We start from the raw sequence: 26,075 nt of genomic DNA on the forward strand, positions 1-26,075 counted from the left end.
GGCGATCAGCCTAGCGAGAGGCGCCGCTCCCGCTCGCGGGTGATCGGCACGGCGAGCACCGCCGCCACGAGCAGCGTGGTGGCCACGCCCACGAGCACCGCGCCGAACGTGTCACTCAACCAGTGCGCGTGCACCTGCGTGCGACTGAACGCCATCGCGAGCGTCCACGCGAGGCCCACGAGAGCCACCCAGATCCGGGGGAAGAGGATCACCGCCACGGTCGCGATCACCGCCGCGTTGGCCGTATGGCCGGAGGGGTAGGAGCCGTGGTCGGAGATGACGAGGATCTCTTCAGGGCGCACCCGACCGAAAAGTCCCTTCAGCACCTGCACCGTGAGCGCTCCGACGATCGACGCGAGGAGGAAGAACACCGCACCCCACGGGCGCCGCGCCAGCGCCAGGAGGGCGGCTCCGGCCAGCGGCACGACGTACGTGCCGACCACCCCCGCACCCGCGACGTTCATGAAGAACGACACTTCTCGGAAGGCGGGGAGGAAGGTCGTGACGTAGGAGTTCCACCACGCGTCGAGGTCGATGAGATCCGAGTCGGTCGACGCCGCCGCGATCCCGAGCGCCACGGCGAACAGGAGCAGGGGGATGCCGATGATCGTCATCCGTAGCGCGATGCTGATCTCGTGGTCGCCGGCCGGTCGTCTCATCGCCTCATCATGCCGCAGCTCACACGCGCGACCGACCCCCTTGTCGCGGGCGGCCCCGCTGTGGCATCCCGGTTCCTATGAACCCGCTCAACGCACAGCCTCTCCCCGGGCTCGGCCGCATGTCGCCGCATAGAATCGCAGGGACCGCGCGCCCGCGCCGCCTCCCCGAGAACGAGATCATTCCATGACCCCGAACCCTCCGTCCGGCAAGCGTCAGAGCGGAAACCCCGCGACGCAGTCCGAGATCAACCTGACCGTCAAGCAGCAGCGCGAGCAGCAGAAGCAGCAGAAGCTCGCGGAGTACCAGCGTCAGCTCGCGAAGCGTCGCCGCAACAAGGCGACATGGTGGATCGTCGGCGTCACCGCCGCCATCGTCGTCATCGGTGTCGTGGTCGCCTCGGTCATCCTCACCCCGCGACCGGTGAGCATCGCCCGCGGCGACGGAGACGGCGCCGGCATCACGGGCGTGGAGACCTTCGACCACACCGCCAATCACGTGGAGGGCGAGGTCGACTACGAGCAGACCCCGCCGGCCGGCGGCGACCACAATGCGGCGTGGCTGAACTGCGGCGTCTACAGCGAACCGGTCCCCAACATCAACGCCGTCCACTCGCTGGAGCACGGCGCCGTCTGGGTCGCCTACGACCCCGCACAGGTGGACCAGGCAGAGGTCGACGCCCTCAAGGCCCAGCTGCCGTCGACGTACACGATCCTCGCGCCCTACGACGACATCGACTCCCCGATCGTCGTCAGCGCGTGGGATGCGCAGCTCAAGGTCGAGTCCGCAGACGACGAGCGCATCGGCGAGTTCCTTCAGGCCTACTGGCGCAACGTCAACGGCCCCGAGCCGAACGCCACCTGCGCCGGAGCGATCGACGGACCCGGCAAGCTGTGACCGACGCCCCCGGCAGCGACCTCCCGGCCGAGGATGCCGGAGCGCGCACCCTGCCCCCGTGGTGGGTGCTGCTGCTGGTCGCCCTGGCCATCGCGGGCCTCGCCTTCGCGATCGGACGCTTCACCACGTTCGACATCGTCGCGTCGACGCCTGCCGATGACTCCGCCGAGGCCGGCTTCGCCCGTGACATGCAGGTGCACCATGCGCAGGCCGTTGACATGGCGATGACGATCTACGCGAAGACCGACGATGAGCAGCTCAGCGCCCTCGCCTACGACATCGCCACGGGGCAGTCGGCTCAGCGCGGCGAGATGTACGACTGGCTCGTGCGCTGGGGGCTGCCGCAGTACGGAACGCCGATGACGTGGATGGAGGGCTCATCCGACGGCGGGCACGCGCACGGCGCCGCCGCGACCGACGACGAGCCCATGACCGACGCGGAGATGCGCGAGGCGATGGGTATGGCGTCGGACGCAGAGCTCGCCGAGCTTCGCGCCGCGAGCGGCCGCGACGCCGAGTGCCGCTTCCTGAGCCTCATGATCCGCCACCACGAGGGTGCGATCCCGATGGTCGATGCGGTCGTCGAACTCGGCTCCGACGAGCGCACGCTCGCCGTCGCAGAGAACATGAAGAAGGGCCAGACCTTCGAGATCGAGGCCATGACCTCGATGCAGACCCGCTTCGGCTGCAGCGGCTGACACGGGACACATCAGAAGAGGGGATGCCGGTCGCCACCGGCATCCCCTCTTCTCGTTCTGTGTACCCGCTCAGCCCTTCGTGGCACCGGCCAGGAGGCCGCGGACGAAGAACCGCTGCAGGGCGAAGAACACGATCAGCGGGACGATGATCGAGATGAACGTTCCCGCGGACTGCAGGAACCATTTGTTGCCCCAGGTGCCGGACAGCGAGTTGAGCGCCTGAGTGATCGGCAGTGCCCCCGGCGAGGCGAAGATCGTCGCGACCAGGAGGTCGTTCCACACCCACAGGAACTGGAAGATCGCGAACGAGGCGATCGCCGGAGCGGCCAGGGGGAGGATGATCCGGAAGAAGACCTGTCCGTGGCCGGCGCCGTCCACCCGCGCCGCCTCGATGACCTCACCCGGGATCTCCGCGATGAAGTTGTGGAGCATGAAGGTGGCCAGCGGCAGTGCGAAGATCGCGTGCGCGATCCACACGCGCGCGAAGCTGTACTGCACATCGTTGAGACCGAAACCGGGGAAGATCGGCACGTCTCCGATGGTCAGTCCGTCCGAGAACAGGCTGAGCAGCGGCACGAGAGCCATCTGCAGCGGCACGATCTGCAGCGCGAACACGAAGACGAACAGCGCGCTGCGTCCCTTGAAGTCGATCCACGCGAAGGCGTACGCCGCCAGCGCCGCCATGACGATCGGGAACACGGTCGCCGGGATGGTGATGGCGAGCGAGTTCACGAACGCGGAGGCGAGCGTCGTCGAGGTTCCGCCCGAGTTCAACGCCTGAAGGTAGTTGTCGAGCGTGAACTCGGGGTCGGTGAACACGGACCACCAGCCGGTGGTCTGGGTGTCGGCACCGGGCCGGAACGAGGTCACGAACAGGCCGAAGGTCGGGATCGTCCAGAAGATCGCGATGATGACCGCGGCGATCGTCGCGCCCTTCGACGTCAGCTTCTTGTGGGCGATCGCCTCGTTGCGGCGGGTGTCGCGCGCGACCTGGCGCGCGGTGCGGGTGTCGACGGGTGTCGTCGGAGCGGCGACGGTCATCAGCGGATCTCCCTCTGCTTGGCCATCGATCGGGCGTTGTAGATGATCAGCGGCAGGACGAACAGGAACAGGACGACAGCGAGCGCGGACGAGTGGCCGTAGCTCTGGAAGCGCTGCTGCTGGTTGACCATCTCGAAGCCGAGCACGGTCGTGTCGTCGCGACCGCCTGTCATGACGGCGACGATGTCGTACACCTTCAGCGAGGCGATCGTGATCGTCGTGAGCACCACGATCAGCGAGGAGCGGATGCCGGGGACGGTGACATTCCGGAACCGCTGCCAGGCGTTCGTGCCATCGAGCTCGGCGGCCTCCATCTGCTCGACGGGCACCGCCTTGATCGCCGCCGAGAGGATCACCATCGCGAAGCCGGTCTGGGTCCAGATGAACACGACGAGCAGCATGAGGGTGTTGATGATCGGCTTGATCGCGAGCCACTGGATCGGGTCGCCGCCGAGGCCGGTGACGATCGCGTTCAGCAGACCGATCTGGTCGCCCTGCCGCGCGTCGTACATGAACTTCCAGATGATGCCGGCGCCCACAAAGGAGATCGCGACCGGCATGAACACGAGCACCTTGAGGAACTTCTCCCCTCGCGCCCGGTCGATGAAGACGGCATAGGCGAGGCCGATCGCGACGGAGATGGTCGGCGCGAGGATGGCCCAGATGATCGTGTTGACGACCGAGGCGGTGCCGGTGGGGTTGGTGAAGACCCAGAAGTAGTTCTCGAGCCCGACGAACTGGTCGCCGGTCTTGTCGTAGAACGACTTGATGATGGTCGCGATGGCGGGGTAGATCAGGCCGAGCGTCAGCATGATCGTCGCCGGCGCCATGAACAGGACCAGCTGGAACAGGTAGCCCGCGCCCTGCCGAGCACGGAAGTCCGCGAAGAACAGCAGCGCTCCGACGAGCAGCGCGATGGCCACGACGTACAGGACGGCGTTGGCGTAGGGGCGCAGCAGCAGGAACGCGAGGACGGGGATCGCCAGGCAGGCGACGAGCCGCATGATGAAGTAGCCACGACCCGGTCGGGGCGCGAACTCGATCAGGACGAGGATGATCCCGACCACGATGCCGAAGACGAGCAGGATGACGGGGATCTGGACGAGGGGTGTGAGGCCTCCCAGCCAGAGGAAGAAGCTGTTGAGCGAGAAGCCGATGGTGATGCGGGCGGATCCCTCGGCGGGCGTCGTGAAGACCAGGAGCAGGGCGAGCGCGACCAGCACGACGAAGCCCGCGACCAGGACGATTCGGGTGATCGCGCGGCCTCTCGGGTCGGTGGCGTGCGTCGTCTTCGCCGGCTCGTCGGTCGCGACGGGCGGCCGATCGACGGTGGTGTTCGACATGGATGTCCCCTTCTGAGTACTGCGGCGTACCCGAGCGGTGCGGATGGGAGGAGCGGGGCCGGGCTGTGAAGCCCGGCCCCGCTCGGCTCGACCGATCGTCCTCAGACGATCAGTTCTCGTAGCCTGCCTGGATGTCGGAGAGCACCGTCTCGGTGTCCTTGCCGTCGATCCAGTCGACCATGCCCTTCCAGAAGGAGCCCTGGCCCACCGTGGAGGGCATCAGGTCGGAGGCGTCGAAGCGGAAGACCGTGGAGTCGTCCTGCAGCGTCATCATCGCTTCCTTCAGGAACTCGCTCGAAGCGAGGTCGGGGTTGGCGTTCTTGTTCGCCGAGATGACGCCACCCAGCTCGACACGCGCGTCGGCGAACTCGGGCGACGCCATGAACTCCAGCACCTTCTGCGTCGACTCGTCGTCCGAGAACGCTGCGACGAACTCGCCGCCGCCCTCGATCTGGAGCTCACCCTCGGTGTAGCCCGGCATGATGAACGCGTAGACGTCACCGTCGGGAGCGACCACCGGGGTCTCACCCTCCGCCGTCTGCACGTCGAGGAAGTTCGCCGACAGGAACGAGGCCTGGTGGGTCAGGGCGCAGTCGCCGCTGGCCACCGCCGCCGCCACGTCACCGAATGCGGTGGCGTTGATGCTCTTGACGTCGCCGTAACCGGCGTTGACGTAGTCGGGGTTCAGGAGGATCTCGCCGACGGCGTCGAACGCGTCCTTGATCTCGGGGTCGGTGAACTTCACGTCACCGGCCACCCACTGGTCGTAGACGTCTGCGCCGGACTGGCGCAGGACGAGGTCCTCGATCCAGTCGGTGCCCGGCCATCCGGACGCCGCGTCCGAGGCGAAGCCGGCGCACCACGCGGGGCCGCCGGTCGTCTCGACGATGGTGTCGGTGAGCGCGATCATGTCGTCCCAGGTCTTCGGTGCTTCGACACCCCACTCGGCGAACTGCTTCGGCGAGTACCAGACGTACCCCTTCAGGTTCGCGAGCATGGGTGCCGCGTAGAAGGTGTCGTCGAACGTGCCGTACTTCTTCCAGTCCTCCGACCAGTTCTCGTCCACGGCGGTCTCGACGGCGTCGGGCGCCTCGAGGACCTTGCCGGTGTCGACGAGGGTCTTCAGCAGACCGGGCTGCGGAACGATCGCGATGTCGGGGGCGTCGCCACCGGTCACCTTCGTGACGATGTTGCCCTCGAACGACTTGTCACCGGTGTACTCGACCTTGATGCCGGTCTCCTCGGTGAACGACGCGAACGATTCGTTGAGCGCGTCGGCCTCACCACCGGTGATGCCTCCCGCAATGCGGACGGTCGTCTTCCCCTCGCCGCTGCCGCCCTCGGTGCCGCCTTCGGCGCACCCTGCCAGCACCAGTGCTGCCGCGCCCACCAGGGCGACGGGGGCGAGCAGACGGAATCGCTGTGACAATGCCATGTACCTCTCCTCTTTCGGGATCATCGTCCGCCCAGGGAAGCCATGTCCGCATCCATTGGGGAACCGATTCCAGGTAAACCTACTGTCCCGTGTGGCCCCCGCACAACCACGGAACATCACAGGATGGCAACCATCTCGCGTTCGAGGCATCCGAAATGAGAGCGATCCCATACCGATGGGGTGGAACCGGTTCCCTCCGCGCCGCGAAGACAGTACGCTGTCACCCTGGAGTGCGACCGGAACGTCGGACGCACCGGTCGAGGAGGACCGATGAGCACCATCGCCGACGTCGCCACCCGAGCCGGGGTGTCCAAAGCGACGGCGAGCCGAGCCCTGACCGGCCGCGGCTACGTCTCCGATGAGACGCGCGTGCGGGTCGCGCAGGCGGCACGAGAGCTGTCCTACGTCGCGCACTCCTCCGCAACCAGCCTGGCCACCGGACGCACCCAGACGGTGGGCGTGGTGATGCCCCATGTGAACCGGTGGTTCTTCGCGGAGGTCCTCGAGGGGATTCAGCTCGCCCTCCTCGAACGCGGGCTCGACCTCACCCTCTACGACGCCACCCCCGGCAGCGCGAGCCGCCGACGGGTCTTCGAAGACTTCCTCGCCCGGCGGCGCTTCGACGGGCTGATCGCCGTCGGACTCGAACCCGCCGAGAGCGAACTGGACGCGCTGCTCGCCCTCGGCAAACCCGTCGTCAGCGTCATCGGCACACAGCAGAGCACGAGCGTCGTCACCCTCGACGACAGCCACGCCGCCGTCCTCGCCACCGCCCACCTCATCGAACTCGGACATCGGCGCATCGCCTTCCTCGGCGGAACCGACGCGACCCACTGGCCGCACGTCGAGTCCGCGCGCTACGCCGGCTACGAGGCGGAGATGCGGCGTGCCGGACTCGAAGGCGAGATCACGCGGACACCGGCCGAGCTGTCGATGCCCGCGGGCTACGCAGCCGCGGTCGACCTCCTGAGCGACGCCGCCGCCCGCCCCACGGGGATCGTCGCGGCCTGTGACGAGGTCGCGATCGGTGCGATCATCGCCGCTCGCCGCCTCGGCATCCTCGTCCCCTCCACACTGAGCGTCGTCGGCATCGACGACCACGTCAACGCCGAGATGTTCTCGCTCACGACCCTCCGCCAGGTCCCTCGCGAGCAGGGTCGCGCCGCCGTCGAGCTCCTCGTCCGCCACCTCGAGGATCCGGATGCCGAGCCGGTGACCCTCAGCATCAAACCGCGCCTGGTCGTCCGCGGCACCACCGCCGGCGGTCCCGGCCGCACCTCGGCGGCCGTCCGCGACTCCGGATTCGCACCGCAGAGCTGAGCACAGCGGCATCCCGACACGACAAAGGGCCCCGGATGCCGAAGCATCCGGGGCCCTTCGCGAAAGGTGTCAGCCTTACTTGACGGTAACCGTCGCGCCAGCAGCCTCGAGGGACTCCTTGGCCTTGTCTGCGGCCTCCTTGTTCGCGCCCTCGAGGACGGCCTTGGGAGCGCCGTCGACGACAGCCTTGGCCTCGCCGAGGCCGAGCGAGGTGAGCTCGCGGACGACCTTGATGACCTGGATCTTCTTGTCGCCGGCAGCCTCGAGGATGACGTCGAACGAGTCCTTCTCCTCCTCGGCCTCAGCGGCACCAGCACCACCAGCAGCGCCGGCAACGGCGACGGGGGCGGCAGCGGTGACGTCGAACTTCTCCTCGAACGCCTTCACGAACTCGCTGAGCTCGACGAGGGTGAGGCCGGCGAACTGCTCGAGCAGCTCCTCGGTGGAAAGCTTCGCCATGATGTATCTCCTAGATAGATGGGGGTTGTGTAAAAGAGGTCGCTGCTCGCTTACGCGGCGTCAGCGGTCTCCAGCTTTTCGCGAAGCGCGTCGATGGTGGCCGCAGCCTTGCCCATCGTCGCCTTCATCATGCCCGCAGCCTTCGCCAGCAGAACCTCACGGCTCTCGAGCGAGGCGTACTTGTTGACCTCGTCGGCCGTGAGGGCGTTGCCCTCGAAGATGCCGCCCTTGATCACGAGAAGCGGGTTGGCCTTGGCGAAGTCACGCAGAGCCTTGGCAGTGGCGACGAAGTCGCCGTGCACGAAAGCGACGGCCGAGGGGCCCTTGAGGTCCTCGTCCAGCGCCGTGATCCCCGCGTTGTTCGCGGCGATCTTGGTCAGCGTGTTCTTCACCACGGCGTACTGCGCGTCCTGACGGATGTCGTTGCGCAGCTGCTTGAGCTGGGCAACCGTCAGACCGCGGTACTCGGTCAGCAAGACGGCGGTCGAGTCCTCGAAGTTCTTCGTGAGCTCGGCGACCGATGCATCCTTCTGCGCCATGGTCACTCCTTGATGTGTACGAGACGCTCCGCGGTGGCGGAGCGTCGACCTCGACGGTCGGGCTGCATGAGAAAAGCTCCGGCGCAAGCGCACGGAGCTTTGGGCCCGGTTTCCCGGAAGTCTGTCGTACACCTGCGTGGGCCCCTGCGATGCAGAGCTTCGATCGATGTGCGCGGGCGCACGCCGATGACCGACGGTCTTTGGCTTGCCCCCAGCATACGCCGCCCGCCCGCCCCCGCCAAATCCGGACGGGTGTGGGGCGCGGCATCCGCTTCCCCGCGTCTGCCCTGCTCGCGAACCTCTGAAGACGAGGGATGCCGCGGCTCGGCGGGTCCTGGATCCCGATGCGGGACGTGCGACGTAGGCTTTTCGGGTGACCCCCGAACTCGCCGCCCGCATCGTCGCGGACAGCCGCGATCGGGTGGCCTGGATGCGCGCGCGGTCCCGCGGCATCACCGCGACGGACGTCGCCGGGCTCACGAGCGAGAAGTCCATCGCGCGCGCCGCGGAGGCCAAGCTCAACGGGTCCGGTTTCAGCGGAAACGCCTACACGGATCACGGCCGCCGTCGTGAACCGGAGATCGCCGCGTGGGTGGCCGCGACCCACGGCATCCGCCCGTCGTCTGCGCTCTTCCACGCAGAGATCGAGAAGCGCCATCTCGCGACGCCCGACGGGATCATGGTGGACGGATCGGGGCGGGTCGTGCTTGCCGAGATCAAGACCACCAACAAGTCGTGGCGCAGCATTCCCCGCACGTACCTGCGTCAGGTCTGGTGGCAGCAGCACGTCCTCGGGGCGGAGCGCACCCTCGTCGTGTGGGAGGAGCACCAGGACTTCGTGCCGCTCCGCGACGAGCCGCGGTGCGCGTGGATCGAGCGGGACGAGACCGAGATCCGTTCCCTCGTGCGCTTGGCCACGACCCTCATCGACGAGCTGTACCACCGCACGACCGGACTCACCCCTCCGGTGCGCGAGCAGGCGCCTCCCGCGAGCAAGCGCGATCAGCTCCGCGAGCGCGACATCTTCCGCGCGCTCGCCCTCGCCGACTGATCGGCGCACCCCTCCGGCCGCCCGCACGGCCGGGCGCTGTCGCGCGCCACGAACCTCCGAGAAAGGTTGACTTTCGTCAACCATCACCTATAGTTGACTAATCTCAACTTTTGACTTCAGTCAACCATTTGCAGGAGCCGCATGACCACCTCCACCCCTCAGGCCGCCCCCCGGCGCGTCCTCGCCGCCCTCTCCGGCCTGCTCCTCGGCATGTTCGTGTCGATGATCGCCTCGACGGTCGTCTCGACCTCGCTGCCCGTCATCATCCACGACCTCGAAGGCGATCAGAGCGCCTTCACCTGGGTCGTCACGGCCACCCTGCTGACCACGGCGATCTCCACGCCCATCTGGGGCAAGCTCGCCGACCTCGTGAACCGGAAGGTGCTCTACCAGGTCGCCCTGGTCATCTTCGTGCTCGCGACCGCCGCGGCCGGCTTCGCGCAGGACCCCGGCACCCTGATCGCCTTCCGCGCCGTGCAGGGCCTCGGCGCGGGCGGGCTCGCCGCCCTCAGCCAGGTGCTCATGGCCGACATCATCAGCCCGCGCGAGCGCGGTCGCTACATGGGTCTGTTCGGCGCCGTCATGGCCGTCGCCACCGTCGGCGGCCCGCTCCTCGGCGGCGTCATCACGGACGCCTTCGGATGGCGCTGGAACTTCTTCGTGTCCCTCCCCATCGCCGTCGCGGCGTTGATCATGGTGCAGCGGACCCTCCCCCACTCGACGCGCAGCGAGAAGAAGGTGCGGATCGACTACCTGGGCATCGTCCTCCTCTCGGCGGCCGTGTCGCTCCTGCTCATCTGGGTGACCAGCGCCGGGTCGAGCTTCGACTGGTGGGGCGTGGAGACGATGCTCATGGTGGGCGGCGCCATCGTGGCGGCGATCCTCTTCGTGGTCGTGGAGTTCCGCTCCGCCGAGCCGCTCGTCCCCCTGACGCTCTTCCGCGACAGGACCTTCACGCTGTCCGTCATCGCCTCGATCGCCACCGGCATCGCGATGTTCGGCGCGTCGGTCTTCCTCGGCCAGTACATGCAGATGGCCCGGGGCGCCACGCCCACTGAGGCCGGCCTGATGACGATCCCCATGATCGCGGGCCTGCTGCTGGCGTCCGTCGGCGTCGGTGCGCTGATCACGCGCTTCGGCCACTGGAAGCCCTACCTCATCGTGGGAAGCATCCTGCTGACCGCCGGAGCCGTGCTCCTGTCGACGATCCACTACGACACCGACTTCTTCCTCGTCTCGGTCTACATGTTCCTGCTGGGTGCGGGCGTGGGCATGACGATGCAGAACCTCGTCCTGGCCGTGCAGAACACGGCGAAGCCGAGCGAGATCGGCGTCGCGAGCTCGGGCGTGACGTTCTTCCGCAGCCTCGGCGGCACCGTCGGCGTCTCGGTGATGGGCGCCGCCCTCGCCACGCGCGTCACCGACCTGTTCACCGACTCGCGGGAGCGGATCGGCGCCGTCCTCGCGGGGATGGGAGCCGAGGGTCAGGCGTGGGCCGAGCAGCTGCAGTCCGGCACGCTTCCGCAGGTCTCGACCATGCCCGAGTCGCTGCGCGTGATCGTCGAGGACATCTACGCGCAGGGCATCTCGTCGGCGTTCCTCATCGCCGTGCCGTTCGCGGTCATCAGCATCATCGCCGTGCTGTTCCTCCCCAACACGTCGCTGAGCCGGATGACGACGGCCGAGCGGCGTCACGCCTCCGAGGCCGATCTCGCGACAGTTTCGGTCCCCGAGGGCATGGATGCCGTGACGGCGACAGGCTCGGTCCGCGTCGTCGAGGATGCGTCGCACCGTACGATGGACGACCGTGACTGAGAGTGCCGACGCGGATCGGATGGCCGCGGTGAGGGGGCTCGAGGACGAGTTCTCGAGCCTCATCGCGATCTTCCGCAAGGCGATCATGGAGAACGCCGAGCGGGTGAGCCCGGGAATGCTGCCGGGGGCGTACAAGGTCTTCACCACCGTCGCCCGCCACGACGGCATCACGCTCTCCGCGCTGGCCGACACGCTGATGGCCGACAAGGGGCAGATGAGCCGCACGGTGCGGGAACTGGAGGAGCTCGGACTCGTCGAACGCACGGCGGATCCCACGGACAAGCGCTCGAGCCTGCTGTCGGCCACGGCGACGGGGCGCGAGCGCCTCGCCGCGGCGCGCGCGCCGCGCGAGCACGCGCTGGCGAGCGCCCTCGAGGACTGGAAGATCTCCGACATCCAGAACCTCTCCCGGCTGCTGCACGCCCTCTCACACGGGACCGACCCGACGGCGTGAACGGGGATTCTCCCTCCGGTAGCACCGGTGTAACACCCTGGAGACAATCCCGCGGTTGACTGGTGGGCACACCGAGCATCTGCGCGGCCGACGTCGACCGGCGCAGGGAACAGGAGCGACCGATGCGATTCCGGCCGTTGCGATCCGCAGCATCCGCCTCTCCCGAGAAGGTCGACGTCGCGGCGCCGCCCAGCTCGATGCGCGCCGTCGTCTATGACGGGCCCGGTCCCGCCGATGCCCTTCGGGAAGAGCGGATGCCGGTGCCGCAGCCGGCCATGAGCGAGCTTCTCGTCCGGGTGGTCGCGGCGGGGATGAACCCCATCGACGCGAAGACCCGCGCCGGACGCGGTGTGACCGGCGCGATCCCCTCGTACCCGACGACCCTGGGCTTCGATTTCAGCGGCGTGGTGGTGAAGAGTCCCTTCGAGGCGCATCCGCTGCGGCCCGGCGAGCAGGTCTTCGGGATGGTCCCCTTCCCGCGCTCGGGCGGTTCGTACGCGGAGTATGTCGTGGTGCCCACCCTCTCCGTGGCGCGCAAGCCCGCCGCCCTCTCGCACGTCGAGGCCGCCGGCGTCCCCCTGGCTGCCCTGACGGCCTGGGGACTGGTGGTCGAGACCGCTCATGCGCACGAGGGGCAGCGGGTGCTGATCCACGCCGGGTCCGGCGGCGTCGGCCACTTCGCGGTGCAGCTGGCCGCGTACTTCGGCGCGCATGTCACCGCGACCGGCTCCGCACGCAATCTGCCCTGGCTGCGCGAGCTGGGGGCGGCGGTCGCCGTGGACTACGCCACGACGAGGTTCGAGGACGTCGTCGGCGAGATGGACGTCGTGATCGACCTCGTGGGCAACGCCCACGACGACACCGGCTCACGCTCCCTCGATGTCCTGCGGCCGGGAGGGCTCTACATCATGGTGCCCACCGGCGCCTGGCCCGACTACGCCGCCGCGGCTGCCGCCGCCGGAGTCCGAGCGACGACGTACAAGGTCGTCCCCGACGGTGCGGTGCTCGCCACCCTTGCGCGACTCCTCGAGTCGGGCGCGATCCAGGTCTACGTCGACCAGGTGTTCGACCTGTCGGAGGCGGCGCAGGCCCACCGTGAGCTGGAGCGCGGGCATTCGCGGGGGAAGCTCGTCCTCAGCATCGGCGAGGCCTGACCCGGCCGGTCGGCGCGCGGCGACCTCACTCGTCGAGCGGTCGCAGCAGACGGTCGAGGAAGCGGCGGGTGCGCGCGTTCTGCGGGGCCGCGAACATCTCCGCGGGGTGCCCGCGTTCCACGATGACACCCTCGTCGAAGAAGACCACCTGGTCGGCGACCTGACGCGCAAAGCCGAGTTCGTGGGTGACGATGACCATCGTCCAACCCTCCTCCGCCAACTCCTTCAGGACGAGCAGCACCTCTCCGACGAGTTCCGGGTCGAGGGCGCTGGTGGGCTCGTCGAACAGGAGCAGGTCCGGTCGCAGCGCGAGGGCACGGACGATGCCGACCCGCTGCTGCTGACCTCCGGAGAGCTCGTGCGGGAAGGCGTCGCGCTTCTGCGACAGTCCGACCCGCTCCAGCAGCCGCTCCGCCTCCGCCACCGCGGCGTCCTTCGCGATCCCGCGTGCGCGGACGGGGCCCTCGATGACGTTCTGGATGACCGTCAGGTGCGGGAAGAGGTTGTGGTGCTGGAACACCATCGCCGATCGGTCGCGCAGGGCGGCGCGCTCGGCCTTCGCGGCGCGGCCGGAGGGCGCCTGCGAGAAGTCGTATCGCCCGCCGTCGGAGAAGGCGAGCACGCCGGCATCCGGCGTCTCGAGACCGTTGAGGCAGCGCAGCACGGTCGTCTTGCCCGACCCGCTGGGACCGATGAGGCAGGTGACCTTGCCGGGGTCGACGGCGAACGAGACGCCGTTGAGGACGACGTTGTCGCCGAACGATTTGACCAGTCCGGAGACCTCGAGCAGCGGGGCGTCAGTGGGCGACACGGCGATCGAGCCTCCGTTCGATGCGATCCTGCCCGAAGGACAGGATGAGGCAGAAGAGCCAGTAGATGAAGGCCGCCTCGATGTAGATCACCATGAACTCGTAGCTGAAGGCGGCGATGTTCTGCGCGACGCGGAAGAGCTCGGTGACGGTGATCGTCGCGACCAGCGAGGTGTCCTTCACGAGGGAGATGAAGGTGTTCGACAGCGGCGGCACGGAGACCCGCGCCGCCTGCGGCAGGATGATGCGGCGGAGGGCCGTCGCCCGCGACAGGCCGACGGTGAAGGCCGCTTCCCACTGCCCCTTCGGAACGGACAGGATCGCGGCGCGGATCACCTCTGCCGCGTACCCGCCCACGTTCAGCGACAGCGCGATGATCGCCGCGGGGAACTCCTCGATGCGCACGCCCACCTGCGGGAGCCCGTAGAAGACGATGAAGATCTGGACGAGCAGCGGCGTGCCGCGGATGGCCGAGATGTACACGCGGGCGATACCCGACAGCGCGCGGTTGCCCGAGATTCGCATCAGCGCGGCGGCGACCGCGAGGACCAGGCCGATCGCGAACGACACGAGCGCGAGCGGCATCGTCACAGCGAGCCCGGCGCTGAGCATGGGCCAGAAGGAGGTGACGATCAGTTGCCACGTCTCGGCGTCCATCGGCATCCTTTCGCTGAACAGGGAACGGACTCGGCGGGCGCCATCAGACGCCGCGCCGAGCCCGTGGAGACGATGGTCACTCGGTGACGTCGGCTCCGAAGTACTTCTCGCTGATCTCGGCGAGGGTTCCATCTTCGCGCAGTTCAGCCAATGCGCCGTCGATCGCCTCGATGAGAGCGGTCTTGTCCTTCGTCGCGGCGACGGCGCTGCGGGCGGGGTCCGTCTCTGCGGCGATCTTCAGACCGGTCGGGCCGTCGGTCTTCTCGTAGTCGAGGAAGGTGAGCTTGTCGTTGACGGTCGCGTCGACGCGGTCCTGGCGGAGCAGCTCGACAGCCTGCGCCCACCCTTCGATCGGGGTCACGTCGGCGCCGGCCTCCTCGGCGAGCTCGTAGAAGTTGCTCGTCAGCGACTGAGCGGTCTTCTTGCCGTCGAGGTCGTCGAAGCTCGAGATCGAGTCGTCGTCCTCCTTGACCACCACGACGCTGGGCGAGACGGTGTACGGCTCGCTGAAGAGGTACTTCTCCTCGCGCTCGGGGTTGATCGAGACCTGGTTGGCGATGACGTCGAAGCGGCCGGCGTCGAGACCGGCGAAGATGCCGTCCCACTGCGTCTCGGCGAACTCCACCTCGAGGTCGAGCTTCTCGGCGACGGCCTCGATGATCTCGACGTCGAAGCCGACGAGGGCTCCCGTCTCATCGTGATACGTGAAGGGACGGTAGGTTCCTTCGGTGCCGACGGTGAGGGTGCCCGAGGACACGAGGCCGAGGTCGTCTGCCGCGGAGCCTTCGGGCTCGCTTCCGCCGGGTGCGCAGGCGGAGAGGGCGAGGGCGGCAGTGAGCGTGAGGGCGCCGAGGGCGACGAGGCGACGGGACATGGATCTCCTTGATGAGGGGCGTGGTACTGTCGCGGGCTCCTGTGGGCCGCGCGACCCCTCAGTACAACACGCAGCGCCCGTCATTCTTCCCTCGTGTGACGTCCTGTTGCTCGTGGCCTCAGCGAGGCAGTCCGGCGCGCAGTTCCGCGAGCACCTCGAGCGCGTCGGCACCGGTGGCGAGGGCCGCAGCCTGCCCCGCCCACAGCGACGAGAGGGCGGGATCGCCGCCCGCCGCCGCGCGGAAGACCCCGGTGAGCCAGTTCTGTGCGGGGAAGGGTGCGATCACTCCCCCGGCCTCGATCTCGCGAACGGCACGATTCGGGATGCCGCGGGCCAGCCGTCCGCTCATGGCACGGGTCAGGACGGTGTCGGTGTCACGCGCACCGGCGATCGCCGCACGGTGCCCGTCGGACGCGGCGGATTGGCGGGTGCGGAGGAACGCGGTCCCCACCTGCGCTCCCGCGGCGCCGAGCGCGAACGCGGCGGCCACCCCGCGGCGGTCGGCGATGCCGCCGGCGGCGATGACCGGGACGTGCACCGCATCGACGACCTGCGGGACGAGCGCGAAGGTCCCGACGAGGGACTCCTCCGGCGCCGCGAGGAAGCTGACCCGGTGCCCCGCGGCCTCTGCACCGCTGGCCACGATCGCGTCGACGCCGGCGGCGTCCAGGGCGACGGCCTCTGCGACGGTGGTCGCGGTGCCGATGACACGGATGCCGCGTCGGTGCGCGGCATCCATCAGCTCGTCGTCGGGCACGCCGAACACCACGCTGAGTACGGCGGGCGCGGCCTCCCAGACCGCGTCGAGCTGTTCCTCGAGCGGCGGGAGGAAACGGTGCGGAGCCGTCGGAGCATCGACGCCTGCGGCGTCGAACAGCGGTGCGAGCGCAGCTGTCGCGGGAGCCAAATCGATATCGCCCGGAGTCACCTCGTCGCCCGTGGGCAGCCACAGGTTGAGCGCGAAGGGCCGCATGGTGGCGCGACGGAGATCTGCCACGGTTGCGCCGATGCGCGCGGCGTCAAAACCGTAGAGACCGAACGACCCGAGCCCGCCGCCCTCGCTGACGGCGGCCGTGAGCTCGACGGACGACAGTCCGCCGAACGGTCCGAGGAGGAGGGGGACGTCGATGCCGAGGACGTCGGTCAGGTCGGTGGCCATGATCCGACGCTACCGGCGGCCGGGTCGCGCGAGGACCGGAAACGACGAACGGGGCCCCACCCGAAGGTGGAACCCCGTTCGCTGACGTGGTGTCTCAGACGAGAGCGTTGACGTCCAGCGGGATGCCCGGACCGAAGGTGGTCGAGATGGCGCCCTTCTGGATGTAACGGCCCTTCGCGCTCGAGGGCTTCAGACGCACGATCTCTTCGAGAGCGGCGTTGAAGTTCTCGTCGAGCTGCTCAGCCGAGAACGAGGCCTTGCCGACGACGAAGTGCACGTTGGCGTGCTTGTCGACGCGGAACTCGATCTTGCCGCCCTTGATCTCCTCAACGGCCTTGGCCGGGTTGGGGGTCACGGTGCCCGTCTTGGGGTTCGGCATGAGGCCGCGGGGTCCGAGGACCTTACCGAGGCGACCGACCTGGCCCATGAGCTCGGGGGTGGAGACGGCCGAGTCGAACGCGGTGTAACCACCGGCGACCTTCTCGATGAGCTCGGCGCCGCCGACCTCGTCCGCACCGGCCGCGAGAGCGGCCTCAGCGGCGGGACCGGTCGCGAACACGATGACGCGCGCGGTCTTGCCGGTGCCGTGGGGCAGGATGACCGTGCCACGGACCATCTGGTCCGCCTTGCGCGGGTCGACGGCGAGCTTCAGCGCGACCTCGACGGTCGAGTCGAACTTCTTCGAGCCGGTCTCCTTCGCGAGGGCGACGGCCTCGGTGGAGCTGTAGAACGTGTCGCGGTCGATCTTCGCCGCGGCTGCTTCGTAAACCTTGGACTTAGCCATGATGTTCTTCCCCTCAGCCCTCGACCGTGATGCCCATGGAGCGGGCGGTGCCGGCGATGATCAGCGAGGCAGCCTCGATGTCGTTCGCGTTCAGGTCGGGCATCTTCGTCTCAGCGATCTGACGGACCTGCTCCTTGGTGAGCTTCGCGACCTTCGTGGTGTGCGGGGTCGGCGAGCCCTTGGCGACGCCGGCGGCCTTCTTGATCAGCTCGGCGGCGGGCGGGGTCTTCAGGATGAACGTGAAGCTGCGGTCCTCGTAGACGGTGATCTCCACGGGGATGACGTTGCCGCGCTGCGACTCGGTCGCGGCGTTGTACGCCTTGCAGAACTCCATGATGTTGACGCCATGCTGACCGAGCGCGGGGCCGATCGGCGGCGCCGGGTTGGCTGCACCGGCGTTGATCTGAAGCTTGATCAGGCCGGTCACCTTCTTCTTCGGTGCCATTCCTCTTCCTTTCACGAGCGGGGTGGATGCCCCGTTCTCCCGCGGTCCCGGCGGGTCCGGGTCGCGGTGTCCGTTTCGGTGCGCGCAGAAGCGGCACACAAACCACAGAAGTCTACCGCATCGCGGCATCCTCCGCCGAACGACGAAGGCCCCGCCGGAGCGGGGCCTTCGTGCGAAACGTCTTACTGCGCTGTGCCTTCTACTGCTTGGTCACCTGGTCGAAGCTGAGCTCGACCGGCGTCTCGCGCTCGAAGAGCGAGACGAGGACGGTGAGCTTGCCGCTCTCCGGCTTGATCTCGGAGATCGATCCGGGGAGCCCGGCGAACGAGCCCTCCTTGATCGTGATGGTCTCGCCGATCTCGAAGTCGACCTCGGTGACGACGGCGCGTGCCTGGGTCGCGGAGCCCTTCGCGGCGCCGGCCTTGGCGGGCGCGGTCTCCTTGACCTCGACGAGCGACTTCAGCATGTTGAAGGCCTCTTCGAAACGCAGCGGCGTCGGGTTGTGGGCGTTGCCCACGAAGCCGGTGACACCCGGGGTGTGGCGGACGACGGACCAGGTGTCCTCGTTGAGCTCCATGCGAACGAGCACGTACCCGGGGATCCGGACGCGCGTGACCATTTTGCGCTGGCCGTTCTTGATCTCGACGACGTCCTCCATGGGGACCTCGACCTGGTAGATGTCCTCTTCGACCTCGAGCGTGGACTTGCGCTGCTCGATGTTGGCCTTCACCTTGCGCTCGAAGCCGGCGTAGGAGTGGATGACAAACCACTTGCCCTCGAGCGAGCGGAGCTCCTGACGGAACGCCTCGTACGGGTCGTCCGACTCGACGTCGTCCGACTCGTCGCCGAGCTCGGGGCCGTCGTAGGGCGCGACCTCGTCAGCGGCCTCGGCGGCGCGCTCAGCCTCTTCGTCAGCGAGCGACTCGGTCAGCACCTCGGCGGCGGCCTCGGCCTCGTCGGCCTGGTCGATCTCGAGCGCGTCGTTGACGACGGCGTCGGCCTCGGGGTCCTCGATCACGACGGCGTCGTCCCCGCTGGGCTCTTCGTCGACCGGCTCGTCGTCCTCGATGTGCAGGGCTGCGTGCTCCGCGGACTCGGCGGAACGCTCCTGGTCGGCCAGGACGTTGCCCTCCTGGGCTTCGTCGTCCTCGCTGGACTGCTCAGCGGCGGTCGACCAGTCGGCGTCGTCGACATATCTTTCAGACACTTGATTCACTTCCCTCAGGGATTCGGCACCGAGATGATGGGGACCCGATACGGATGCCGTCTGTCATCCGGGCGGATGGGCCTCAGCCCGTCACGCCGGGACGCCGAAGACGACGTCGACGATCCAGGTGAACAGGAGATCGAGGCCGTAGACGAACGCCATCACGACGACCACGAAGGCCAGGACAACGGCGGTGAACTTCAGCAGCTCCTGCCGGGTCGGGGTGACGACCTTGCGAAGCTCCGCGAACACCTGACGGATGAAGAGGGCGATCCGCTGGAAGAAGTTGAGCTTCCTCTCACGGGCGGCGCCGCCTGCTGCGACGACCTCGCCGTTCGGCTCATCCTGGACCATTCAACCCACCTGTTGCTCGGTACGAGTCAGCTGACGCTGACGCGCAGGGCGGACAGGAATCGAACCTGCAACCTGCGGTTTTGGAGACCGCTGCTCTGCCAATTGAGCTACCGCCCTAAGGTCTTGCGACCCGGGGATCCGCATCTCCGCGTGCCCGTGGGCACGGCGAAAGAATGCAGACAACTGCGTCATTCAGTGTACGTCATGGCCAGGGGCGGCGCGAACCGCCCCCGGCCGTGGACGCGCTCAGCCGACGCGGACGAGCTTCTTGTTCACGAACTCCTCGGCCGCCAGCAGGCCGAGCTCGCGCCCGGTGCCGCTGCGCTTGATGCCGCCGAACGGCAGGCCGGGCTCGTCGGCGAGGACCAGGTTGACGTAGACCATGCCCGCCTCGATGCGATCCGCCACGCGCTCCGCCTGCGCGGCATCCGTCGTGAAGACGTAGGAGCCGAGGCCGAACGGCGTGTCGTTGGCGACGCGCACCGCTTCGTCCTCGTCCGCCACACGGTAGACGACGCCTGCGGGTCCGAACAGCTCCTCGCGATAGAGGTCCATCTCGGCGGTGACGTCGGTGAGGACCGTCGGCGTGAAGAAGGCGCCGTCACGGGTCCCTCCGGTCACGATGGTCGCGCCCTGCGCGACGGCACCCCGGATCTGGCCTTCGAGCCGCTCCGCCGCCGCCAGCGACGACAGCGGGCCGAGGACGGTGTCGGTGCTCCACGGGTCGCCCACCGACGCGTCCGACATCTTCGCGGCGAACAGTTCCACGAAGCGGTCGTAGAGGCCCTCCACGACGATGAAGCGCTTGGCGCCGTTGCAGGACTGGCCGGTGTTGTCGAGTCGGGCGTCGACCGCCGCCTGCGCGACGGCGTCGAGGTCGTCCGCGGACAGCACGATGAAGGGATCGGATCCGCCGAGCTCGAGCGCCACCTTCTTCAGATTGCGGCCGGCGACCTCGGCGACAGCTGCCCCCGCGCGCTCCGAACCCGTGACCGACGCACCGTGGATCCGCGGGTCGGCAATGACCTCGGCCGCCTGCTCGTTGGTCAGGTAGACGTTCGTGTACGCGCCGACGGGGAATCCGGCGTCGCGGTAGATCGCCTCGATCGCCGCCGCCGACTCCGGGCACTGCGGTGCGTGCTTGAGGAGGATGGTGTTGCCCACCGCCAGGTTCGGCGCCGCGAAGCGGGCGACCTGGTAGTACGGGAAATTCCACGGCATGATGCCCAGCAGGGCTCCCAGGGGCGCCTTGCGGATGACGGCGGTGCCCTCCCCCTCGATGGCGACGGGCACGTCTGCGGTGATCTCGTCGATGTGGTCGGCGTAGTACTCGGTGATGTCCGCGGCGAAGTCCACTTCACCGAGAGCACCGTCGATCTGCTTGCCCATCTCGCGCACGATGATCGCGGCGAGGTCGTCGCGGCGCTCCCGGTGCAGCTGCGCGGCCCGGCGCAGGAGGTCGGCCCGGTCGGCGGGTGTCGACTCGCGCCCCCATCCGCGGGCAGCGGCGTCCGCGCCGGCGAGCGCGCGTTCGACGTCGGCGTCGGTCGCGGTCGGATAGGTGGCGATGGTCTCCCCGGTCGAGGGGTCGATGACGGCGTAGTCGCTCATGATGCTCCGTTCCTCCCCCGTCACGCGGGGATCAGGGTGTACTTCACGCTGAGATATTCGTGGATGCCTTCCAGGCCGCCCTCCCGGCCGACCCCGGACTGCTTGACGCCGCCGAACGGCGCAGCCGCGTTCGAGACGACGCCGACGTTCAGGCCCATCATCCCGGTCTCGAGCCGATCGATCATCCGGTGCCCGCGGGAGAGGCTCTCGGTGAAGACGTACGAGACGAGCCCGTACTCGGTGTCGTTCGCGAGGCGAACGGCCTCGTCCTCGTCGGAGAAGGTGCTGATCGCGAGCACGGGGCCGAAGATCTCCTCCCGGAGGATGGCACTGCCGGGGACGACACCTTCGACGACGGTCGGCTCGTAGAACGAGCCGCGACCCTCGACCGCGTTTCCACCCACGAGGACGCGGGCGCCGCGCTCGACGGCATCCGCCACGAGCTCGGTCGCCTTCGCCACCGCACGATCGTCGATGAGCGGACCGATCTGCACGCCGTCCTCGGTCCCGCGGCCCACGCGCATCGCCTCGACCCGCTCGGTCACCCGGCGGGCGAACTCGGCCGCGACCGACTCGTGCACGATGAACCGATTCGCGGCGGTGCACGCCTGGCCGATGTTGCGGAACTTCGCGAGCATCGCGCCCTCGACCGCCTTGTCGAGGTCGGCGTCCTCGAAGACGACGAACGGGGCGTTCCCGCCGAGTTCCATCGAGACGCGGAGTACTCCCTCGGCCGCCTGCGCGATGAGCTTCTGCCCGACCGGCGTCGAGCCCGTGAACGAGAGCTTGCGCAGGCGCGGGTCGGCGATGATCGGCGCCGAAACCTCGCCGGAGGAGGTCGTCGTCACGACGTTCACCACGCCCGCCGGCACGCCCGCCTCGGCGAGCAGTCGAACGAAGAACAGCGTCGTCAGCGGAGTGAGCTCGGCAGGCTTGACGACCACGGTGCACCCGGCGGCGAGCGCCGGCGCGATCTTGCGGGTGGCCATCGCGAGAGGGAAGTTCCACGGGGTGATGAAGAACGACGGGCCCACCGGCCGTTGCGAGACGACGATCCGGCCGGTCCCTTCGGGGTTCGTGCCGTACCGACCCGAGATCCGCACCGCCTCCTCGCTGAACCAGCGGAGGAACTCGCCGCCGTAGGCGACCTCCCCGCGGGACTCCGCGAGGGGCTTCCCCATCTCGAGGGTCATCAGCAGCGCCAGGTCTTCCTTGTGCTCCTGCACCAGCTCGAATGCGCGGCGGAGAATCTCGCCCCGCTCGCGCGGAGCTGTCGCCGCCCAGGCGTCCTGGGCGGCGACGGCGGCGTCCAGGGCGCGGATGCCGTCCTCGGGCGAGGCGTCCGCGATCTCGCGGACGACCTCGCCCGTCGACGGGTCGTGGACGGCGAAGGTCGCACCCCTCGCGGCATCCACCCATTCGCCACCGATGAACAGCTGTGCGGGGACTCGGGCCAGAAGGTCGGTCTCGGCTGAGGTCATCGGCGGTTCTCGCTTTCTGCGCGCAGCTTGCGCGCGCTGACAGGGGCGTCCATACCCAGCGTCTCACCCCGGAAGAAGGCGGGGCGCACGAACGACTGCCACACCATCACGCCGATCCCGATGAGGATGATCAGGATGCCGAGGATGAACACGATGCCCACTCCGAAGACGTTCGCTCCCGACCCGTAGGCCGGGTCCATCGAGTCGATGAGGGTCGTGACGAACAGGATCGCGAGGATGACACCGCCGATCAGCGGGAACAGGAACGTGAAGAAGACGTTGCGGACCGAATCGAACCACTGCTTGCGGAAGTACCAGACGCACGCGAACGCGGTGATCCCGTAGTAGAAGCAGATCATCATGCCGAGGGTGAGGATCGTGTCCCACAGCGTGTTCTCACTCACCAGACGCATGACGACGTAGAAGCCGGACGCCACGATCGCCGAGACGATCGTCGCGTAGCCGGGGGTGAAGAAGCGCGGGCTGACCTTGGCGAACGCCGGCGGCAGGGCACCGTAGTGGCCCATGGCCAGGAGCGTCCGCGCGGGACCGACGAAGGTCGATTGCAGCGACGAGGCGGAGCTCGTGAGCACCGCCAGCGAGACGAGGAACGCGAGGGGCCCGAGCACGGGGTCGGAGAGGAAGAAGAAGACGTTCGCCTGGATGTCCTCGTTCCCGAGCCCCAGTTCGCCCGTTCCCACTCCCGCGAACATGATCATCGCGACGGCCAGGAGCAGGTAGAGCGAGACGATGGTGATGACGGTGACCGTCGCCGCGCGCCCCGGCGTCTTCTCGGGATCCTTCGTCTCCTCGTTCATGGTCAGGGTGACGTCCCAGCCCCAGAAGATGAAGATCGACAGGGACAGGCCGGCCGCAAGCGCGCTGAACGACGAGATGGCGAACGGGTTGAACCATTCGAGGTCGAACGGCTGGAAGTCGAAGCCGTTCCCGCCGACGGCCTGCGAGATGGCGACGACCGAGAACAGGACGAGGACGGCGACCTGGAAGGTGACCAACACGTACTGCAGCTTCTGCGTCGTCTGCATGTCGCGGTACGAGATGTAGGTGGCTCCCAGCATGAACAGCAGGCAGACGGCGATGTTGATCCAGACCTCGAAGGCGAGGTCGGCAACGCCCGCGTTGCCGGTGATCTGCGAGATGAGCAGGAAGAGGAACTCGACCGCCACCCCGGCGAGATTGGAGAGCACGAGGATCGTGGCGACCACGAGGCCCCAGCCGGCCATCCAGCCGATCCACGGACCGAACGCCCGCGTCGCCCAGGTGAAGGAGGTGCCGGCGTCGGGCATGCGGTTGTTCAGCTCGCGGTAGCCGAAGGCGACCAGGAGCATCGGGATGAAGCCGATGAGGATCACCGCCGGGATCTGTGCGCCGACCGTCGATGCGGTCGGGCCGATCGCCGCAGTGAACGTGTATGCGGGCGCGATGCACGAGATGCCGATGACGACGGCACCGATGAGGCCGACGGTCCCGGCGTTCAGCCCTTTCTGCGAGAGGCCGCTGTCGCCGCCGACGGGGACCTTCTCGGGTGCGTTCCGGGTCATCGTCCGGCTCCTTCGGGTGTGCGGGTCCGGGGCACGACGATCATCGGCACCGGGATCTGGTCGAGCAGCTTCGCCGCGGTGGAACCCAGGAACAGTCGCCGCGGCTGGGCGAGCCTGCTCGATCCGACGAGGATGATCTCGCCGGGAAGCCAGTCGAGGTGCGAGACGGCGTCCTGGATGTCGTCACCGCGCGCCGCGAGGATCTCGGCGGGAACGCCCGGCGGCACCCGATCGAGCACCGACGCGAGCACCTCCTCGGCGTGCGCGGCTCCCGCCAACCGGATGACGCCCGTGTCCACGGATGCCGGCAGGTCGACGGTGACGAGTGAGACGAGCCGCAGCGACGCTCCCGTGTCGGTGGCCAGCGCCACCGCCTCGTCGAGGAGGACGTCGGCCCCGGCGCGCGTGCCGACGGCCACCGTGAGTCGGGGCACACCGGCATCCGTCACCCGCTTCCGCGAACCGCGGGGCACGAGCACGACGGGCACGTCGGACGAGTGGAGGAGCTGCCCCGTGGTCGAGCCCAGCCGATGACGACCGCGCGACCCGCCGTCGGCGGCGCCCACGACGATGTGCGTGGCACCGAACTCGCCCGCCGCCTCGATCAGTCCCTCGGCGAAGGACTCCGCGTACCGCGCGTGCTCACGGTGCACGACTCCCTCCCCCACCGAGGTGGCAGCCTCGGCAAGCCACTGCTCCGCCTGGCCGAGGAGATACCGGTCGTACGAAGCGTCCGGCGGCGTGATGACGCTGCGCCCCTCCCCCGGCAGCACGAGCACGATGTCCAGTTCGGCGCCGGATGCCGCGGCGAGACCGCTCGCCACCGCGATGGCATCCTTGCCCGCTTTGGTCGCCGTGTAGCCGACCACGATCCGACCGCTCATGACCGGCCCCCTTCGATGATGTCGGCGGCCGCGAGTCGACCCATGCGGATCGCGCCGTCGACGTGCTGATACCCGGCGCCCGCCAGGTCGGAACAGGCGAAGCGGATCGGTCCGACCGGGGTGCGCAGGTCCGCGCCGTAGCGGTGGAGACCGCCGAGGTCGAAGCTCGCCGCGTACGCGCCGCGGGTCCATTCCTCGCTCCCCCAGTCGCTCTCGTAGTAGACGACGGGGTTCTTCGCCTCGGGCCCGTAGTAGTGCGAGAGCGACTCGAGGATCCGCTCCCTGCGCTCGGCGGCGCTCAGGCGGAAGAGGTCATCGGCGTTGCGGTCCGAGACGAAGCCCACGAGGGTGCCGCGCTCGTCACCGTGGTTGGTGTTGTCGTACGCCTCGTGCGAGAGCTCGTAGGGACTGAATGCGGTCCCGGACAGGCCCGCCTCGCGCCAGAACGGCCGGTCGTACACGGCGTGAACCTTGATCACGAAGCCCATCGACAGGTGCTGGTGCATCTGGTGCTGGAGACGGGGAAGCGGCGGAACGAAGGAGATCCGGTTGTAGAGCACCGGCGCCACCGCGAGGATCGCGTGCCGCGCCCGGACGGTCATGCCGTCGGCGATCGCGGTCACCCCGGCATCCGACCATTCGATCGTGCGGACGGGCTGGTTCAGGAAGACGTCGTCCCCCAGGCGTTCGGCCAGCAGCAGCGGCACCTGCTGGAGACCCCCCACGACCCGTTTGTCGAGGATGAAGTCCGCGTCGACCAGGTGCGAGTAGCTCCCGGCGCTTGCCGCCATCAGGAGGGACTGCAGGAGCGAGAACGCGTGCGTGGGTTTGGTCAGCATCGCCGACCCGGTCGCGAAGGCGAGGTTTCGCACCGCTTCGTCGTCGTCGGTCTGCTGACGCAGCCACGCGTCCCACGAGATCGTGTCCCACTCCGCAGCTTTCGGGTGCGCGTAGGGACGGTCGGGATCGATCTCGGCGACCATCTCGTCGAGGCGCCGGGTGATCTCGTCGATGACGCGCTCGGTCTCGGCGCTCACTGGGAACATCTCGCCGGTGAATCGCGACGCCGTCCCGTCTGGTCCGACGTACACGCTGTCGCCCTCGCGGTAGCGGTCGAACGTCTCGAGCCCCAGTTCCGCGATCGTCTCCTTGAGCGCATCCTGGTCGGGCGAGACCCACTGGCCGCCCAACTCGAGCATGGCGCCGTCGATGACGTCGGTCCACAGGCGGCCGCCGACGCGGTCCCGCGCCTCGAGCACCGCCACGGACAGGCCCGCCGTCCGGAGGCGGTTCGCGGCGGTGAGCCCCGCGGCCCCCGCTCCGATGATGACGACATCTCTGGTGATCTCGGTCATGGGTCCTCTTCTCGATCGGTCGGGCGACGT

26 protein-coding genes and 1 tRNA gene are annotated in these 26,075 nt (G+C 68.4%); 7 read left to right on the forward strand and 20 right to left on the reverse strand.

Annotation, left to right across the window (positions count from 1 at the left end; translation table 11 throughout):
• Positions 1-5: 5 nt before the first annotated feature.
• Complete coding sequence (locus tag BKA24_RS13375; RefSeq protein ID WP_184219174.1) at positions 6-659, reverse strand: phosphatase PAP2 family protein; 654 nt, start codon at positions 657-659, stop codon at positions 6-8.
• A 184-nt stretch (positions 660-843) separates the two neighbouring features.
• Between BKA24_RS13375 and BKA24_RS13380 the strand changes: the two genes are divergently transcribed.
• Both BKA24_RS13380 and BKA24_RS13385 read left to right on the forward strand, forming a co-directional pair.
• The gene (locus BKA24_RS13380; protein WP_184219179.1) at positions 844-1,554 is read left to right on the forward strand and encodes a thioredoxin-like domain-containing protein; all 711 of its coding nucleotides are present in this window, start codon (positions 844-846) and stop codon (positions 1,552-1,554) included.
• Positions 1,551-2,252: a DUF305 domain-containing protein gene (locus BKA24_RS13385; RefSeq protein ID WP_184219182.1), complete on the forward strand. Its 702-nt coding sequence runs from the start codon at positions 1,551-1,553 to the stop codon at positions 2,250-2,252. The genes BKA24_RS13380 and BKA24_RS13385 overlap by 4 nt, the downstream gene beginning before the upstream one ends.
• 69 nt (positions 2,253-2,321) lie before the next feature.
• On the opposite strand, the gene BKA24_RS13390 is transcribed toward BKA24_RS13385, so the two are convergent.
• The 3 genes from BKA24_RS13390 to BKA24_RS13400 form a co-directional block, all read right to left on the reverse strand.
• Complete coding sequence (locus BKA24_RS13390; RefSeq protein ID WP_184219184.1) at positions 2,322-3,293, reverse strand: carbohydrate ABC transporter permease; 972 nt, start codon at positions 3,291-3,293, stop codon at positions 2,322-2,324.
• Positions 3,293-4,636: a carbohydrate ABC transporter permease gene (locus BKA24_RS13395; protein ID WP_184219187.1), complete on the reverse strand. Its 1,344-nt coding sequence runs from the start codon at positions 4,634-4,636 to the stop codon at positions 3,293-3,295. Before BKA24_RS13395 ends, BKA24_RS13390 begins: the two co-directional genes overlap by 1 nt.
• A gap of 109 nt (positions 4,637-4,745) precedes the next feature.
• Positions 4,746-6,071, reverse strand: coding sequence for an ABC transporter substrate-binding protein (locus tag BKA24_RS13400; protein ID WP_184219190.1), 1,326 nt, complete (start codon positions 6,069-6,071; stop codon positions 4,746-4,748).
• 270 nt (positions 6,072-6,341) lie between these two features.
• Between BKA24_RS13400 and BKA24_RS13405 the strand changes: the two genes are divergently transcribed.
• Positions 6,342-7,391: a LacI family DNA-binding transcriptional regulator gene (locus tag BKA24_RS13405; protein ID WP_184219193.1), complete on the forward strand. Its 1,050-nt coding sequence runs from the start codon at positions 6,342-6,344 to the stop codon at positions 7,389-7,391.
• Between the two features lie 75 nt (positions 7,392-7,466).
• Here the strand turns inward: BKA24_RS13405 and rplL are convergent, their stop codons facing one another.
• Positions 7,467-7,850, reverse strand: coding sequence for a 50S ribosomal protein L7/L12 (gene rplL, locus BKA24_RS13410; protein ID WP_184219196.1), 384 nt, complete (start codon positions 7,848-7,850; stop codon positions 7,467-7,469).
• A 50-nt stretch (positions 7,851-7,900) separates the two neighbouring features.
• Positions 7,901-8,389, reverse strand: coding sequence for a 50S ribosomal protein L10 (gene rplJ / locus BKA24_RS13415; protein ID WP_184219200.1), 489 nt, complete (start codon positions 8,387-8,389; stop codon positions 7,901-7,903).
• 373 nt (positions 8,390-8,762) lie between these two features.
• Between rplJ and BKA24_RS13420 the strand changes: the two genes are divergently transcribed.
• The 4 genes from BKA24_RS13420 to BKA24_RS13435 all read left to right on the forward strand — a co-directional run bounded on the left by BKA24_RS13420 (position 8,763) and on the right by BKA24_RS13435 (position 12,863).
• Positions 8,763-9,440 (forward strand): YqaJ viral recombinase family protein, encoded by a 678-nt coding sequence (locus BKA24_RS13420; RefSeq protein ID WP_184219204.1) that lies wholly within the window; start codon positions 8,763-8,765, stop codon positions 9,438-9,440.
• A gap of 141 nt (positions 9,441-9,581) precedes the next feature.
• A complete protein-coding gene (locus BKA24_RS13425; RefSeq protein ID WP_184219207.1) occupies positions 9,582-11,255 on the forward strand; it encodes an MDR family MFS transporter in 1,674 nt (557 codons plus the stop codon).
• Entirely contained in the window at positions 11,248-11,709 is a 462-nt protein-coding gene (locus tag BKA24_RS13430) for a MarR family winged helix-turn-helix transcriptional regulator (protein ID WP_343066126.1), read from the forward strand. Before BKA24_RS13425 ends, BKA24_RS13430 begins: the two co-directional genes overlap by 8 nt.
• Positions 11,710-11,831: 122 nt before the next feature.
• A complete protein-coding gene (locus tag BKA24_RS13435; RefSeq protein WP_184219213.1) occupies positions 11,832-12,863 on the forward strand; it encodes an NADP-dependent oxidoreductase in 1,032 nt (343 codons plus the stop codon).
• A 25-nt stretch (positions 12,864-12,888) separates the two neighbouring features.
• Here the strand turns inward: BKA24_RS13435 and BKA24_RS13440 are convergent, their stop codons facing one another.
• The 14 genes from BKA24_RS13440 to BKA24_RS13505 form a co-directional block, all read right to left on the reverse strand.
• A complete protein-coding gene (locus BKA24_RS13440; protein ID WP_343066127.1) occupies positions 12,889-13,674 on the reverse strand; it encodes an amino acid ABC transporter ATP-binding protein in 786 nt (261 codons plus the stop codon).
• On the reverse strand, positions 13,661-14,329 hold the full coding sequence (locus BKA24_RS13445; protein ID WP_184219216.1) for an amino acid ABC transporter permease: 669 nt from the start codon (positions 14,327-14,329) through the stop codon (positions 13,661-13,663). Before BKA24_RS13445 ends, BKA24_RS13440 begins: the two co-directional genes overlap by 14 nt.
• A gap of 76 nt (positions 14,330-14,405) precedes the next feature.
• Positions 14,406-15,203, reverse strand: a complete 798-nt coding sequence (locus BKA24_RS13450; RefSeq protein WP_184219219.1) for an amino acid ABC transporter substrate-binding protein — start codon at positions 15,201-15,203, stop codon at positions 14,406-14,408.
• Between the two features lie 118 nt (positions 15,204-15,321).
• Positions 15,322-16,362: an NAD(P)H-dependent flavin oxidoreductase gene (locus BKA24_RS13455; RefSeq protein ID WP_184219222.1), complete on the reverse strand. Its 1,041-nt coding sequence runs from the start codon at positions 16,360-16,362 to the stop codon at positions 15,322-15,324.
• A gap of 94 nt (positions 16,363-16,456) precedes the next feature.
• Positions 16,457-17,146: a 50S ribosomal protein L1 gene (rplA, locus tag BKA24_RS13460; protein WP_184219224.1), complete on the reverse strand. Its 690-nt coding sequence runs from the start codon at positions 17,144-17,146 to the stop codon at positions 16,457-16,459.
• 13 nt (positions 17,147-17,159) lie between these two features.
• The gene (gene rplK, locus BKA24_RS13465) at positions 17,160-17,591 is read right to left on the reverse strand and encodes a 50S ribosomal protein L11 (RefSeq protein WP_184219227.1); all 432 of its coding nucleotides are present in this window, start codon (positions 17,589-17,591) and stop codon (positions 17,160-17,162) included.
• A 199-nt stretch (positions 17,592-17,790) separates the two neighbouring features.
• Positions 17,791-18,798 (reverse strand): transcription termination/antitermination protein NusG, encoded by a 1,008-nt coding sequence (gene nusG / locus BKA24_RS13470; RefSeq protein WP_184219231.1) that lies wholly within the window; start codon positions 18,796-18,798, stop codon positions 17,791-17,793.
• Between the two features lie 90 nt (positions 18,799-18,888).
• The gene (gene secE, locus BKA24_RS13475; RefSeq protein WP_184219234.1) at positions 18,889-19,152 is read right to left on the reverse strand and encodes a preprotein translocase subunit SecE; all 264 of its coding nucleotides are present in this window, start codon (positions 19,150-19,152) and stop codon (positions 18,889-18,891) included.
• A 44-nt stretch (positions 19,153-19,196) separates the two neighbouring features.
• Positions 19,197-19,269, reverse strand: a tRNA-Trp gene (locus tag BKA24_RS13480).
• A gap of 129 nt (positions 19,270-19,398) precedes the next feature.
• The gene (locus tag BKA24_RS13485) at positions 19,399-20,763 is read right to left on the reverse strand and encodes an aldehyde dehydrogenase family protein (protein ID WP_184219237.1); all 1,365 of its coding nucleotides are present in this window, start codon (positions 20,761-20,763) and stop codon (positions 19,399-19,401) included.
• Positions 20,764-20,783: 20 nt separating this feature from the next.
• Positions 20,784-22,244 carry an NAD-dependent succinate-semialdehyde dehydrogenase gene (locus BKA24_RS13490; protein ID WP_184219240.1) on the reverse strand — a complete coding sequence of 487 codons (1,461 nt, stop codon included), beginning with the start codon at positions 22,242-22,244 and terminating at the stop codon, positions 20,784-20,786.
• Positions 22,241-23,806: an APC family permease gene (locus BKA24_RS13495; protein WP_184219244.1), complete on the reverse strand. Its 1,566-nt coding sequence runs from the start codon at positions 23,804-23,806 to the stop codon at positions 22,241-22,243. The genes BKA24_RS13490 and BKA24_RS13495 overlap by 4 nt, the downstream gene beginning before the upstream one ends.
• On the reverse strand, positions 23,803-24,690 hold the full coding sequence (locus BKA24_RS13500) for a universal stress protein (RefSeq protein WP_184219247.1): 888 nt from the start codon (positions 24,688-24,690) through the stop codon (positions 23,803-23,805). The genes BKA24_RS13495 and BKA24_RS13500 overlap by 4 nt, the downstream gene beginning before the upstream one ends.
• Positions 24,687-26,045 carry a flavin monoamine oxidase family protein gene (locus BKA24_RS13505; protein ID WP_184219250.1) on the reverse strand — a complete coding sequence of 453 codons (1,359 nt, stop codon included), beginning with the start codon at positions 26,043-26,045 and terminating at the stop codon, positions 24,687-24,689. Before BKA24_RS13505 ends, BKA24_RS13500 begins: the two co-directional genes overlap by 4 nt.
• Between the last annotated feature and the right edge of the window lie 30 nt (positions 26,046-26,075).

It is taken from the genome of Microbacterium marinum (assembly GCF_014204835.1).
Taxonomy (GTDB): domain Bacteria; phylum Actinomycetota; class Actinomycetes; order Actinomycetales; family Microbacteriaceae; genus Microbacterium; species Microbacterium marinum.